At 55.0% G+C, this 13,675-nt stretch carries 12 protein-coding genes; 10 read left to right on the top strand and 2 right to left on the bottom strand.

Annotated elements, in window-relative coordinates; genetic code table 11:
• Position 1 precedes the first annotated feature (1 nt).
• Positions 2 to 469: a preQ(1) synthase gene (gene queF / locus AC5Q5A_RS08780; RefSeq protein WP_064779566.1), complete on the top strand. Its 468-nt coding sequence runs from the start codon at positions 2 to 4 to the stop codon at positions 467 to 469.
• Between the two features lie 120 nt (positions 470 to 589).
• Positions 590 to 1,744 (top strand): tRNA epoxyqueuosine(34) reductase QueG, encoded by a 1,155-nt coding sequence (queG, locus tag AC5Q5A_RS08775; protein ID WP_493895002.1) that lies wholly within the window; start codon positions 590 to 592, stop codon positions 1,742 to 1,744.
• On the opposite strand, the gene AC5Q5A_RS08770 is transcribed toward queG, so the two are convergent.
• Complete coding sequence (locus AC5Q5A_RS08770; RefSeq protein WP_493895001.1) at positions 1,745 to 2,530, bottom strand: phosphodiesterase; 786 nt, start codon at positions 2,528 to 2,530, stop codon at positions 1,745 to 1,747. It lies immediately after the preceding gene.
• 75 nt (positions 2,531 to 2,605) lie between these two features.
• Between AC5Q5A_RS08770 and AC5Q5A_RS08765 the strand changes: the two genes are divergently transcribed.
• Together AC5Q5A_RS08765 and asnB are read left to right on the top strand one after the other, a co-directional pair.
• Entirely contained in the window at positions 2,606 to 2,878 is a 273-nt protein-coding gene (locus tag AC5Q5A_RS08765) for a ribbon-helix-helix domain-containing protein (protein WP_064779564.1), read from the top strand.
• A gap of 11 nt (positions 2,879 to 2,889) precedes the next feature.
• Complete coding sequence (gene asnB / locus AC5Q5A_RS08760; RefSeq protein ID WP_493895000.1) at positions 2,890 to 4,749, top strand: asparagine synthase (glutamine-hydrolyzing); 1,860 nt, start codon at positions 2,890 to 2,892, stop codon at positions 4,747 to 4,749.
• On the opposite strand, the gene AC5Q5A_RS08755 is transcribed toward asnB, so the two are convergent.
• Positions 4,717 to 5,796 (bottom strand): response regulator, encoded by a 1,080-nt coding sequence (locus AC5Q5A_RS08755; RefSeq protein WP_493894999.1) that lies wholly within the window; start codon positions 5,794 to 5,796, stop codon positions 4,717 to 4,719. The genes asnB and AC5Q5A_RS08755 overlap by 33 nt on opposite strands.
• Before the next feature lie 279 nt (positions 5,797 to 6,075).
• On the opposite strand from AC5Q5A_RS08755, the gene AC5Q5A_RS08750 reads away from it, so the two are divergent.
• The 6 genes from AC5Q5A_RS08750 (at position 6,076) to AC5Q5A_RS08725 (ending at position 13,622) form a co-directional block, all read left to right on the top strand.
• On the top strand, positions 6,076 to 6,951 hold the full coding sequence (locus tag AC5Q5A_RS08750) for a MurR/RpiR family transcriptional regulator (RefSeq protein WP_493894998.1): 876 nt from the start codon (positions 6,076 to 6,078) through the stop codon (positions 6,949 to 6,951).
• Between the two features lie 22 nt (positions 6,952 to 6,973).
• Positions 6,974 to 8,362 carry an aspartate aminotransferase family protein gene (locus AC5Q5A_RS08745; RefSeq protein WP_493894997.1) on the top strand — a complete coding sequence of 463 codons (1,389 nt, stop codon included), beginning with the start codon at positions 6,974 to 6,976 and terminating at the stop codon, positions 8,360 to 8,362.
• Positions 8,362 to 9,192 (top strand): beta-keto acid cleavage family enzyme, encoded by an 831-nt coding sequence (locus tag AC5Q5A_RS08740; RefSeq protein ID WP_493894996.1) that lies wholly within the window; start codon positions 8,362 to 8,364, stop codon positions 9,190 to 9,192. The genes AC5Q5A_RS08745 and AC5Q5A_RS08740 overlap by 1 nt, the downstream gene beginning before the upstream one ends.
• Before the next feature lie 206 nt (positions 9,193 to 9,398).
• Complete coding sequence (locus AC5Q5A_RS08735; protein ID WP_008889649.1) at positions 9,399 to 10,376, top strand: TAXI family TRAP transporter solute-binding subunit; 978 nt, start codon at positions 9,399 to 9,401, stop codon at positions 10,374 to 10,376.
• A gap of 199 nt (positions 10,377 to 10,575) precedes the next feature.
• Positions 10,576 to 13,179 (top strand): TRAP transporter permease, encoded by a 2,604-nt coding sequence (locus AC5Q5A_RS08730; protein ID WP_008889650.1) that lies wholly within the window; start codon positions 10,576 to 10,578, stop codon positions 13,177 to 13,179.
• A 14-nt stretch (positions 13,180 to 13,193) separates the two neighbouring features.
• On the top strand, positions 13,194 to 13,622 hold the full coding sequence (locus AC5Q5A_RS08725; RefSeq protein ID WP_063088881.1) for a universal stress protein: 429 nt from the start codon (positions 13,194 to 13,196) through the stop codon (positions 13,620 to 13,622).
• The last annotated feature ends 53 nt before the right edge of the window (positions 13,623 to 13,675 follow it).

Below are 13,675 nucleotides of genomic sequence, written 5' to 3'. Positions count from 1 at the left end.
CATGGCTGATCAAACCATTTACGACAACCTGACCATGCTGGGCGGTGACACCCAACAGCCGGCATCGCCGGATGAGGCCGTTCTGGAACGCGTACAAAATCCGCAGGCCGGAACCGATTATTGCGTGCGGTTTGTCGCACCGGAATTCACATCGCTTTGCCCGATCACCGGCCAGCCGGACTTTGCCCATCTGGTGATCGATTATGTGCCCGGTGACTGGCTGGTCGAAAGCAAGTCGCTGAAGCTTTTCCTGACCTCATTCCGCAACCATGGATCTTTCCACGAAGATTGCACGATCAAGGTCGGCAAGCGCATTGTCGAAACCCTTGATCCGAAGTGGCTGCGTATCGGCGGATACTGGTATCCGCGCGGCGGGATTCCGATCGACGTGTTCTACCAGACCGGCCCGGCACCCGAAGGTGTCTGGATCCCCGATCAGGGCGTGGCCCCGTATCGCGGACGCGGCTAGAACCCGCGCTTATGAGTTTGTTAAAAAGGCCGCAGCATCATGTTGCGGCCTTTTGCGTTATGATCGTAAGGCGATATAACGCGCCGAAGAATAAACAGGCCGAATGACTGAACTGATGCGATGACAACAAAGACGCCCCAAAATATCACGTTTGAAATGCTTCAGGCCAAAGCCCGTGAAATCGGCTTTGATGTCTGTGGTGTGGCGCGTCCGAAGATTGATGCGCGCAATCAGCAACGTCTTGATGAATTTGTCGCGGGTGGTGAATACGGCTCGATGGCGTGGATGAATGATCCTGAACGCCTGCCGCGTCGGCGCGATCCGGAAATGCTGTGGCCCGATGTCAAATCAGTGATTGTCCTTGGCAGCAATTATGGTCCGGCAGAAAACCCAATGGCACTGTTGGATCATCCCGATCGGGCGATGATTTCGGTTTATGCCAAGAACAAGGATTATCACGACCTGATCAAAAAGCGCCTGAAACAATTGGCGCGCTGGGTTGTTGAACAGTCGGGCGGGGCGGAACAGGTCAAGGTTTTCGTCGATACCGCCCCGGTTCTGGAAAAGCCGTTGGGGCAGGCATCGGGAATTGGTTGGCAGGGAAAGCACACCAACCTTGTGTCGCGCGAATTTGGCAGTTGGCTGTTTTTGGGTGAGATCTTTACGACCCTTGATCTGCCGGAAGCGGAACCGGAAATCGATCATTGCGGGTCGTGCACCAAATGCCTGTCGGCCTGTCCGACTGATGCCTTTCCAGCACCCTACAAGCTTGATGCGCGTAAATGCATTTCGTATCTGACGATTGAACATGACGGGCCGATCCCGCTGGAATTTCGCAAACCCATGGGCAATCGCATCTATGGCTGTGACGATTGTCTGGCCGTGTGCCCGTGGAACAAGTTTGCGACCCGGACCGAAGAGCTGGCCTTTATCCCGCGCGTCGAACTGACCGCACCAAGATTGGCCGATTTCCTCGATCTGGATGACGCCGGATTTCGGGCCTTCTTTACCGGATCGCCGATCAAGCGGATTGGCCGGGCGAAGTTCCTGCGCAATGTTCTGGTTGCCGCGGGTAATAGCGGGGCACCGCGCCTGGTTCCTCGTATTGAAAATCTGCTGTCAGATGAAAGTGCGTTGATCCGTGCCAGTGCAGTCTGGGCCCTGTCGCAACTGATGAGGGCTGCTGAATTTGCCAGCCTCAAGGACATTCACGCTAAAATCGAAAGTGACCCGGTTGTTCTGGCGGAATGGGATCAGGCCAGTCACGCCGCCTGATCACAATTGCATATCGAACTTCACGAAATTGAAGTGATAACGAAGCCCGCCCTTGGCATCGGCAAAGGCAATGCCATAGCCCGGCCCAAGCGGGTTGGGGTCCTGAAGCTCTTCTTCTTTTTCATGGCGAAAATCAAGCGGTTCACCCGACTGGGTGCTGTTGCCCAAAACAAACGGGACGCCCAGCCAGGTGCCGGTTGCCGGGCGATGCAGATGGCCAAAAAACAGATGCTTGATCTGCGGGTTGGCTGATACGATTTCACCAAGTGCGTCTTCGGCATCAAGGCGAATGGTATCCATAAACGGCAGGCCCATTGCCATCGGCGGATGATGCATGAACAGGAAGGTCGGCGTGTCCCTGTATGCCGTCAATTCATCGCGCAGCCAGTCAAGGCGTTGCGCACATAGTGTACCGTGATGATGACCGGGCACGATGCTGTCCATCATGACAAAGCGCACGCCGTTGAAGGTTTGCCCGAAATTGACAAAGCCGTGGGTGTCGGTTTCGGTTGTCGGGAAGGCATCACAAAATGCTTCGCGGATGTCGTGATTGCCCGGAATAATCAGATAGGGAATGGCAAGATCAGATAAAATATCGACAGCATTTTCATACTGTTCCGGCGTGCCGCGGTGGGTGATGTCGCCGGTGATGATGCAGATTTCCGCGTCCGCGTGATAGGTGTTCACCTCGTCAATGACCTTGCGGAGCGTCGCGGCCGCATCGGGCAGACGCGACACATCATTTCGCGCCAGAATATGAAGGTCGGAAAGATGTATGAATTTCATGTCGATGGCCTATCATAGCGGAAAGCTTTTGAAATCATGGTCGTTTTTACCATTCGTGAAAAGATATAAACGCCGATGGAAGATGCCGTTCGTAAAAGATCAGTGACAATTGCCGGGCACCGGACGAGTTTTTCGCTTGAAGATGCCTTCTGGGAAGAGCTGGTCGGCATTGCGCAACGTCGCGCCATGACATTGGCTGAACTGGTTGTTGAAATCGATACCGATCGCGAGGGCAACTTGTCGAGTGCATTGCGGCTGTTTGTCCTGCGCGATCTGCAAAATCGGTTGGCAGGGGGCGCGGGCGAAGTTGAACCCTCCGATCCTGAAAGCCTCAGCGACCAGAATTAAGCAGGGCATCCATGTGTGGCATCGCGGGCTCAACCCAACCAGACGATCACAGTGCCGTGGATGCGATGCTCCAACGACTTGCCCATCGGGGGCCGGACGGCTCGGGTGTCTGGTTAGACCCGAATGGAAAGATCGCCCTTGGCTGCGCACGTCTTGCCACCACCGATCTGACGGGGCAGGCCAACCAACCGCTTATCAGCGCGGACGGGCGATTTGTTCTGGTTTTCAACGGTTATATCGCGGGACATCGGCGCAGGATACAGGCGGTAACCCGCGACGGATTGACATTCCAAACCCGGAATGATGCGGAACTTGTTCTGCAGTTGATGTCTGGCGCAATCGGTCAGGGAAGTGATCCAGCACAGGTGCTCCAAACCTTGTCGGGGCAATATGCGATTGCATTATGGGATGTTACGCAATCCTGTCTGTGGCTGGCGCGTGATCCACTGGGCATCAAACCGCTTTATGTTTTGAGCCGTTCAGGCGGTCAGATTGCCTTTGCGTCAGAGATACCGGCGTTTTCTGCAATTGCACCGCTTGTCCGTGATGAGGGAATCAAACCGACTTATCTGGCCCATCTGTTTGTCCCTGCACCCAACACCGGGAAAGAGGCCATAAAACTTCTTCCACCCGGTACGATCATGCGCTGGCAGGCGGGCGAGGTTTTCACAGGCTACATCGCGCACCCGGCATATCGGGCCGACAAGGCTTCGCAGATGCCGACGGCCGGCGACCTATTGTCTGCTGTCCGTCAATCGGTTGCCGATGCGATGGATGCGGATTGCGAAGTGGGATGTCTGGTTTCGGGTGGGTTGGATAGCGCGGGTGTTGCTGCCTTGGCGTGCGATATTGCGCGCGAACGCGGACAGAATATTCCCAAGGCATTCGTGATGGGGTTTGATGATCCGGCCATTGATGAAACGGAGGCTGCGCAAAAACTCTGTCGGCATCTTGGGCAAGAGCTGCATGTCGTTGCAGCCCCGACGAAGCCAGAGGACATCTATCAGGAACTTGTGGCGGCCTTGCGCAGTGTCGGCGGGCCCTTTGCCAATCCGTCGATCGTCTTGATGCGGTGCCTTGCAAAAGCGGTGAGCGGGAATGTCAAAGTATGTCTGTCTGGCGACGGCGGGGATGAGCTGTTTGGTGGCTATCCGCGATATCGGGCCGCACAGCTTTACGAGACATATTGGCGCCATGTGCCAAGGCCGGTTCGGCGACTGACAGCAAAGCTGTATGGTGCCGGCAATCGACGGGAAATTCATCGCTTTCTTGCGGGCGGATCAGGCGCACGCAGCCACGCCTTCGCCGTTTGGAACAACCGGTGTGTGATACCCGAATGCGATGCCAGAATAGCGCAGCATCCTGATTTAGGCGGCAGCCTGACAGACACGATGATGCATTTTGATCGCGATGTGACGCTTCCGGGCAACCAGCTTTTGATGTCGGATCGTTGCGGGATGGCCCATGGGCTTGAATATCGCTTGCCGCTTTTGGGGCATGATGTTGTGCGCATCGTGGCGTCAGTACCGGCGAAGCAACATCTGAAACATGGCCCAAAATCCCTGTGGCGTCAGGCCATAACCCCCTACCTGCCAGCGGGGCATGTTCAGCACCACAAGATCGGCTTTAATCCCCCTATGGCAACGTGGCTTTTGGGTGTCGCCCAATATGTTTGGGGGGATGAGAGCCGAATTCTTGAGGCGATCTTCGCTGATGTCGCAATTTCGCAGGGTCACAAGACAGCCTATTGGAAGCGCGCCGTTTCGGGCAAGGATCTGGATATGGCGCTTAGTGTCTGGGCGCTGATGGTCTGGCAAGTCTGGCTTGAACTGGATGGATCAGATATGGGGTGCGCTGCTGATACTGCGTGATCTGCGATACAGATTGAGCGCAGTCAGGGCCGTCGGGGCCAGTTGTACCACTTGGCGGGATAGCGACAGCAGGCGGTCTTCATCCGGATCATTGTCTTCGAATACGGATTGGGTGGTTTCGCAAAGTTCGGAAAGCTGGCGCAGTCCAAAGGTCCCGGATGTGCTTTTAAGCGCATGAACTTCGTTGCGAACCGTGGTCATGTCGTCTTCTGACAGGGCCTTGTCGATCTTGACCAGACGGGATTCCGTTTCATTGATGAAGATCTCGATGCCGCATCCCGCACCTTCATCCCCGGCATCGGTGTAAAGTTGTTCCAGAATACGCACATCAAGAACTGGGCTGGTCAGGGATTCCGGACGATACGGACGACCGATCCGTGCCCCCTTGCTGCGTTTTTGGGCTGCGTTCGGATCGCCTGTGGTGCCGCTGCGCCGGGTGATCAGTTCCTGCATGGTTTTGATCAGTTTTTGCCGCTGGATGGGCTTGTTGATGAAATCATCAACACCCGACTGGCGGGCAATAACATTCCAGTCACGCGACTGATGGGCGGATAATGCAATGATCGGCGTGCGCGAAACCGGCCCACTCATATGGCGGATACGGCGGGTGGTGTGCAGCCCGTCCATATCGGGCATTTCAACATCCATCAGGATCAGGTCGGCATTCACCCCGCGCTTAAGCATGTTCAGCACCGTCTGGCCATTGCTTGCCTCGACAATCCCATATCCCTCGGCCTGCAGAATGCGGCGTGCCACCATGCGGTTGCTTTCGCTGTCATCGGCGATGATGACGGTGCCGATTTTGGCATCATTGGCAGAGTTGGCCGTTTCAAGACGTTCGGACTGTGGGACTTGCGGCTTGACGAAGCACACTGAAATCATGCCGCCATCGGCAAGCTCTGTCTCATTGAATATCAGGTCTTCCTCGGCAATACCGGAGATCAATTGTTCCCACGCCGGATTGGCAAAGACAATCCGTTCGTCTGCATCAAACAGGGCAATGCCTGTCTGTGCCTGATTAAGGGCCTCGATGATCTTCGTTTCCATTGGACATCGACCGATTCGGTGCCCCGGTTTCCACCAAAGGGCACATTTGAATTTCCCGTATGAAACGCAGAGGTTTCATTTGTGAGTCCAGTTATTTTTACAGTTTTTTCTAATAAGTCCATGTTTTTTAGGCGTCACACCGAATGTCCCGGTCCCACAGATGAAACAGAGATGCGAAACATATGTTTCGTACATTTTATTTTTTGAAACATCTGTTGTGTGTCGCGGCAGCCTGTGGCGTAATCTTGGTCTTCCTGACAGGGCATGGATATTCGGGTGATGGGTTTGCAAACTGATCTGCGTGAAAAGCTGATTTCGGACTACGCAAAGCTTAGTCCGCAAATGCAAAAGGCTGCGCGCTATATCCTGGATCATCCAAATGATGTCGCCCTGCGTTCCATGCGGGCACTGGCCCGTGCCGCAGATGTGCCGCCAAGTACGGTCACCCGGTTGATGACTGCGATTGGCGTCGAAACCTGGCAGGATTTCCGGGATCATTATCAGAGCCGGTTGCTTGATCAGCCCGCAAGCTACGCCCGGCGCGCGCGCGAAACGCAAAAGACCGACAATGATGCCGACCGGGACCAGCATCTTCTTGAAAGCATTTGCCGCACCGAAATCGACAATATCGGCGACGCTTACGCGCCGGATCTTGTGTCACGCATGATTGCGACCTGCGAGGCGATTGAAAACGCCCGCCAGGTCTTCATCGTCGGTCGGGGGGCGGCATACCCGGCCGCGTTCCAGTTTGCCTATGCCTATCGGTTGTTTTGTGACAATGGCGTTCTGGTCGATGGCCATTCCGGTACCTTTGGCGATGAACTGCGCGGCATTGGGCGACGTGACATCATGATTGCTGTTGGGGCAAAACCCTATATCCGCGATACGGTGCGTGCGGTCGAGTTTGCCCGGTCCCAGCATTGTCCGGTCATCGCCGTAACAGACTCTGATGTTTCACCGATTGCGATGGATGCGCATTGCAAACTTGTGGTGCGCGACACCTCGCAGTCCTTCTTCCAAAGTTTTACCACCGCCCTTTCCGTGATGCAGGCCCTTGTTGCCCTGCTGGTTGCGCGGGGTGGCCCCAAGGCCCTGCAACGGATTGCCGCTGCAGAAGAACAACTCGCTGTCTTCGATACATATCTCGAAGACTAGTCACTTTACGGAACGTCCGATCATGACCAACGCGTCAAACTCTGCCCGATCCTCTGTCCCGGTCCCGAATGCTGGAACCCGTGTTCTGCATCGCACGAGCACATCCATCCCGCCGCGCGCAGTCAGGGGGGAGGGGATCTATATTTTTGACCAGAACGGGAAGAGTTATCTTGATGCCTGCGGTGGGGCGGCTGTGTCATGCCTTGGGCATTCCGACCCGGATGTCCGTGCTGCCATGCATGCGCAGATTGATCAGATTGCCTATGCCCATTCCGGGTTCTTTTCATCGGACGCGATGGAAGAACTGGCCGATGAACTGGTTGCATCGGCACCCGAAGGCATCGACAAAGTCTATTTTGTTTCTGGCGGGTCGGAGGCCACTGAGGCCGCGCTTAAAATGGCGCGCCAGTATTTTCTCGAAATCGGGCAGCCGGACCGTAAATACGTCATTGCCCGTCGGCAATCCTATCACGGCAATACCCTTGGCGCGTTGTCGGTTGGTGGCAATATGTGGCGGCGCAAACAGTTTGAGCCACTTTTGATCACCGCAAGTCACATCGCACCTGTTTATCAGTATCGTGACCAGCGTGACGATGAAACGCCAGAGGCCTATGGCCTTCGCGTTGCCAACGAACTGGAAACCGCGATCCTTGAGCTTGGGGCGGAAAGCGTGGCGGCATTCGTAGCCGAACCGGTTGTCGGGGCAACGGCAGGGGCACTGGCACCGGTGCCAGGCTACTTCAAACGCGTGCGCGAAATTTGTGATCAGTATGGTGTGTTGCTGATCCTTGATGAGGTCATGTGTGGCATGGGCCGCACCGGAACCCTGCATGCGATCGAGCAGGAAGGCATTTCTGGCGATCTGCAAACCATCGCCAAGGGACTGGGTGCAGGTTACCAGCCGATTGGTGCCGTGCTTGTGTCAAAGAAAATCAACGATGCGATTGCCAATGGATCGGGTTTCTTCCAGCACGGTCATACCTATCAGGGGCACGCAACCGCCTGTGCGGCGGCGCTTGCGACCCAACGCGCCATCAAGGAACGCAACCTTCTGGCAAACGTCGTCAAACAGGGGGAAAACCTTGTTGCGGCACTTCAGGCAAAACTGGGTCAGCATCCGTTTGTTGGTGATATCCGTGGGCGCGGCCTGTTTCGCGGGGTGGAGCTTGTGGCGGACCGTGAAACCAAGGATCCGTTTGACCCGGCCCTTAAAATCAATGCCAAGATCAAGAAGGCAGCCTTTGCACGCGGTCTGATGGCCTATCCGATGGGCGGAACGATTGATGGCGTTCGCGGTGACCATGTGTTGTTTGCCCCGGCCTTCATCATTGATGAAAACGATGTCGCCAAGATCGTCGATCTGTTTTCCGGTGCGCTTGATGATGTGTTTAGGGCAGAGGGACTGGCGTGATGGGATATGGTGACAAACCGTTTCTGATTGCCTCGGCCCCCAATGGTGCGCGCAAGACAAAGGCGGATTTGCCAAACATTCCGATTACGCCAGCCGAAGTCGCAAGAACGGCTTTGGAATGCAAGGCCGCCGGTGCATCGATGATGCATCTGCATGTCCGCGATGAGGATCAAAAACACAGTCTGGATGTTGGTCGTTATCGGGAAATGCTAACCGAGGTCAGATCATCGGTTGGGGATGATATGCTGTTGCAGGTCACGACCGAGGCGGTTGGCATCTACACCGCCCAGCAGCAGATGGAAATGATCAGAAACCTGTTGCCAGAGGCGGTATCAATCGCTGTGCGTGAAATTGCACCCGTCGATGCTGACCTCAATGCGGTCAAATCGTTTTTCGAATTCATGCGCGAAGCCAAAATCGCGCCGCAACTGATCCTGTATGCGCCTGAAGATGTGGCGCGCTTCAATCAGCTTGTTGAAATCGGCGTTCTGCCCGGCGACAAATTCCCGGTCTTGTTCGTGCTGGGGCGCTACACCGCTAGGCAGGTGTCGCAACCCTTCGAACTTTTGCCGTTTATCGGGGCCAGTTCATATGTCTCGGAATGGATGTTGTGTGCGTTTGGGCCTTATGAAAACGCCTGCATTCTGACGGGCGCTGGACTGGGTGGTCATGCGCGTATCGGATTTGAAAATAATCACCTTAGGGTTGACGGATCGCCTGCTTCGAACAATGCTGATCTTATTGCCCAGGCACATGATGGTTCGATCCTGATGGGGCGGAAGATCGCGACAGGTGAACAGGCCCGCCAGATTATGCAACCCATGTGGTAGGAGGGGCAAAAAGAACCGGACAATACGCACAAATACTGAATTTCGTCAGGAGGTTTCGGGGTTATAGGGTTTTATTCCGCCAAGTCGGACACTATAATCCCCATCGTCGAAACATCTGATTTTTCTGATGTTTCCGTTTGATTCAGTTGTTCGATGTCGAACATTTGAATGCCTGATAATAGGGTGTAAAAAGGGAGCGAATCCTAATGAAAAAACTTATCGCTGTAGCGGGTGCAGTCGCTGCGATTGCTGGCGCCTCGTTGTTTGCCGGTCAGGCCTCGGCACAGGAAAACCGTTTCATCACCATCGGTACCGGTGGTGTGACTGGTGTGTACTATCCGACCGGTGGCGCGATCTGCCGTCTGGTCAACAAGGATCGCAAAGAGCACGGCATTCGTTGCTCGGTCGAATCCACGGGTGGTTCGGTCTACAACATCAACACCATTCGTACCGGCGAGCTGGACATGGGTGTTGCCCAGTCTGACTGGCAGTACCATGCCTATAACGGGACTTCGAAATTCGAAGACCAGGGTCCGTTCGAAGACCTGCGCGCTGTATTCTCCGTCCATCCGGAGCCGTTCACCGTTGTTGCCCGTGCAGATGCCGGCATCAAGACCTTTGATGACCTCAAAGGCAAGCGCGTGAACATCGGTAACCCGGGTTCCGGTCAGCGCGGCACCATGGACATCGTTCTTGCTGCCAAAGGCTGGACCCTTGATGACTTCTCGCTGGCATCCGAACTGAAGCCGGCTGAGCAGTCCCAGGCGCTTTGTGACAACAAGATCGACGCGATGATCTACACCGTTGGTCACCCGTCCGGTTCGATCCAGGAAGCAACCACTGCTTGTGATTCGGTTCTGGTTGAAGTTGCTGGCCCGGAAATTGAAAAGCTGATCGCTGACAACCCGTACTACCGTGCAGCCACCATCCCGGGCGGCATGTATCGTGGTAACCCGGATGATGTTGTGACCTTTGGTGTCGGCGCGACCTTTGTGTCCTCGACCAACACCGATGCCGACATCGTCTACAACGTTGTCAAAGCAGTCTTTGAAAACTTCGACGACTTCAAAAAACTGCATCCGGCATTTGAAGTCCTGAAAAAAGAAGAAATGATCAAGGACGGCCTGTCGGCTCCGCTGCATGACGGCGCAGCTCAGTACTACAAAGAAGCTGGCCTGATGTAATCAGGCTTGGGACGGAGGGCGTTTTATCGCCCTCCGTTTTTCTTTTGCACCCGACGGGTTTGCTCACAAAAATTGAATAAAATGAACACCGCCATTTAGGTGTTGGAGTACTCCGTAGGGGACCGGGTGTGTGTCGACGGAGGCTTTTTGTTTCTGGACCCCCAGTTCAAATGGCTTTCGTAGTGACCGGGAGTTTGTGATGACTGACGACAAGAATACGGAAAATGTGTCCGTCGATCAGGGGCTGCAGGACCTGATTGCGGAAAATGATACAGGGGCCCGTCAGCCGAGTGGTTTGACGGCGAAAATATTACTGTGGCTTGCGGTCGCATGGTCACTGTTCCAGCTTTGGCTGGCCTCGCCATTGCCATTTATCTTTAATTTCGGCGTTTTGAACTCGACCGAGGCACGGTCGATCCATCTCGCTTTTGCAATTTTCCTGGCCTTTATGGCCTATCCGGCCTTCAAGAATTCGCCGCGCAGTTATATCCCGATCATGGATTGGGTGCTGGCAGCGGTTGGCGCGTTTTGCGCGGCCTATATTTACATTTTCTATCGTGAAATCTCGGATCGTCCCGGGCTTCCGACCACGGGCGACCTTGTTGCGGCTGGCGTTGGTCTTGTCATGTTGCTTGAAGCAACCCGTCGCGCACTTGGCCCGCCCTTGATGATCGTTGCGATGGTGTTCCTGGCATATGTCTTCTTTGGCAATGCACCGTGGGTGCCCGACGTTCTGCAATGGAGTGGTGCGAGCTTCTCCAAGGCGATGTCGCATCAGTGGATCACCACCGAAGGCGTGTTTGGTATCGCACTTGGCGTATCAACCAGCTTTGTGTTCCTGTTTGTCCTGTTTGGATCGCTTCTCGATAAGGCGGGTGCCGGCAACTATTTCATCAAGGTGGCGTTTGCGGCCCTTGGTCACATGCGCGGTGGTCCGGCAAAGGCCGCTGTTTTGTCATCGGCGATGACGGGGCTTATTTCAGGCTCCTCGATTGCCAACGTTGTGACGACCGGTACCTTTACCATTCCGCTGATGAAGCGCGTTGGTTTCTCGGGCGAGAAGGCCGGTGCGGTGGAAGTCGCCTCCTCCGTCAATGGTCAGATCATGCCGCCTGTGATGGGGGCTGCGGCCTTCCTGATGGTGGAATATGTCGGCATTCCGTACCCGGAAGTCATCAAACATGCCTTCCTGCCCGCAACGATTTCCTATATCGCGCTGATTTACATTGTTCACCTTGAGGCACTTAAGGCGAACATGAAGGGCCTGCCGAAACGGGTGACCTCGACCCTTGGTCAGACGCTGATCAGATCGCTTCTGTTCGTGCTGTCACTGGTCGTGCTTTCGGGGCTGGTTTACTACGCCATTGTCTTCCAGAAACAACTGTTCGGTGATGCCGTTGGTTGGATTGTCGCGCTCGAGTGTGCTGCGATTTATCTGGCGGGGCTTTATTACGCGGCAAGATATCCCGACCTTGAAATGGATGATCCCAACCAGCCGGTGGTCGAGTTGCCGGCTTTGGGGGAAACCGCCAAGGCTGGCTTGCATTATCTGCTGCCGGTTGTCGTTCTGGTCTGGTTCCTGATGATTGAGCTGAAATCACCGGGGCTGTCGGCCTTCTGGGCAACGGTTCTGATGATCTTCATCATGCTGACCCAGCACGCGGCCAAGGGCATATTCCGCAAAAGCCGCAATGTTTCCAACGATCTTAAGCTTGGCTTGATCGACGTGATTGACGGTTTTGCCACCGGTGCCCGCAATATGATCGGTATCGGTGTGGCAACCGCCGCCGCCGGTATCATCGTTGGTACGGTGTCTTTGACCGGTATCGGTCAGGTGATGGTTGAATTCGTCGAACTGATTTCGGGCGGCAATTTGATGCTGATCCTGATCTTTACCGCCGTGATCAGCCTGATCCTTGGCATGGGGCTTCCGACCACGGCAAACTACATTGTGGTTTCGAGCCTGATGGCACCGGTGATTGTCGAACTTGGCGCGGCAAACGGACTGATCGTGCCGTTAATTGCGGTTCACCTGTTCGTCTTCTATTTCGGCATCATGGCCGACGTGACCCCGCCGGTCGGTTTGGCATCCTTTGCTGCCGCCGCGGTATCGGGGGCTGATCCGATGAAGACGGGTCTGGTCGCATTCTTCTATTCGATGCGCACAGCTGTTCTGCCGTTCCTGTTCCTGTTTAACACGCAACTTCTGATGATCGGTCTGGATCATCCGCTGGATGTGGTGATGGTGATCATTGTTTCGACAATCGCCATGCTGGTCTTTGCCGCAGCGACGCAAGGGTATTTCTTTGCCCGGTCCAAGCTGTGGGAAAGTGCGGCACTGCTTTTGATCGCGTTCACCTTGTTCCGGCCGGGTTTCTGGCTCGATATGATTGCGCCGCCATATGAAAACCTGCCGGCGACAACCATCGTCGAAGATGCCGCCAACATGCCGCCTGAGTCCAACATCCTTCTGGATGTCGAAGGCATCAGCATCGAAGGGGATGAGGTTTCCAAATCCGTGATGCTGCCGCTTGGTCCGGCAGGTGCGGGTGAGGATCGCCTTTATCACGCCGGTATCGGTATCCGGAATGAAGATGGTCGTATCTATATCGACGATCTGGTCTTTGCCGGTCCGGCCGAGAAAGCCGGTCTTGATTTCGACTTTGAAATCACCGCGGTAAAGGTCGAGGCTGATCGTCCGGCCAAGGAAGTCTTCTTTATCCCGGCCTTCCTGTTGCTGGGTGGGATCATTGTTCTTCAACGCCGACGCAAGCGCAGTGAAGACGCGCTTGGTACGGCCTGACTGGGAGATTGAACATGTACAAGGATATTCTGGTCACAGTAGATCTTGATCATGAGTCTTCCTGGAAGAAGGCCGTACCGGTTGCAATCAAGCAGGCGCAAAGCTTTGGCGCGCGCCTTCATGTTCTGACCGTGGTACCCACGGTTGGAATGTCGATGGTTGGTCAATTCTTCCCGAAAGGCTACGAAACCAAGGTTCTTGAAGCCTATAACGAGCGTCTCCACCAATTTGTCGCTGAACATATTCCGTCAGACATCAAGGTGCAGCACATTGTGGGCCAGGGAACGGTTTACGAGGTCATCCTTCAGATCGCGAAGAAAACCAATTGCGACCTGATCGTGATCGGATCCCACCGCCCGGAACTGAAGGATTACCTTCTGGGGCCGAATGCCGCGCGCGTTGTGCGCCATGCCGATTGCTCGGTCATGGTCGTTCGCGAGTAGGATTTGACGGCCTTTCTGCTTGAATAGAAAACGGGGGCGATGCAACTGCATCG

This window comes from Thalassospira sp. CA1 (genome assembly GCF_059052855.1).
Note: the sequence above shows the minus strand (reverse complement) of the source record. Positions and strands in the feature narration are given on the sequence as shown.

Coding starts and splice junctions, on each gene's coding strand:
- queG (WP_493895002.1), top strand. CDS start 590: ATGACAACAAAGACGCCCCAAAATATCACGTTTGAAATGCTTCAGGCC.
- AC5Q5A_RS08740 (WP_493894996.1), top strand. CDS start 8,362: ATGGGATATGGTGACAAACCGTTTCTGATTGCCTCGGCCCCCAATGGT.
- AC5Q5A_RS08725 (WP_063088881.1), top strand. CDS start 13,194: ATGTACAAGGATATTCTGGTCACAGTAGATCTTGATCATGAGTCTTCC.
- AC5Q5A_RS08770 (WP_493895001.1), bottom strand. CDS start 2,530: ATGAAATTCATACATCTTTCCGACCTTCATATTCTGGCGCGAAATGAT.
- AC5Q5A_RS08730 (WP_008889650.1), top strand. CDS start 10,576: ATGACTGACGACAAGAATACGGAAAATGTGTCCGTCGATCAGGGGCTG.
- AC5Q5A_RS08765 (WP_064779564.1), top strand. CDS start 2,606: ATGGAAGATGCCGTTCGTAAAAGATCAGTGACAATTGCCGGGCACCGG.
- AC5Q5A_RS08750 (WP_493894998.1), top strand. CDS start 6,076: ATGGGTTTGCAAACTGATCTGCGTGAAAAGCTGATTTCGGACTACGCA.
- AC5Q5A_RS08745 (WP_493894997.1), top strand. CDS start 6,974: ATGACCAACGCGTCAAACTCTGCCCGATCCTCTGTCCCGGTCCCGAAT.
- asnB (WP_493895000.1), top strand. CDS start 2,890: ATGTGTGGCATCGCGGGCTCAACCCAACCAGACGATCACAGTGCCGTG.
- AC5Q5A_RS08735 (WP_008889649.1), top strand. CDS start 9,399: ATGAAAAAACTTATCGCTGTAGCGGGTGCAGTCGCTGCGATTGCTGGC.
- AC5Q5A_RS08755 (WP_493894999.1), bottom strand. CDS start 5,796: ATGGAAACGAAGATCATCGAGGCCCTTAATCAGGCACAGACAGGCATT.
- queF (WP_064779566.1), top strand. CDS start 2: ATGGCTGATCAAACCATTTACGACAACCTGACCATGCTGGGCGGTGAC.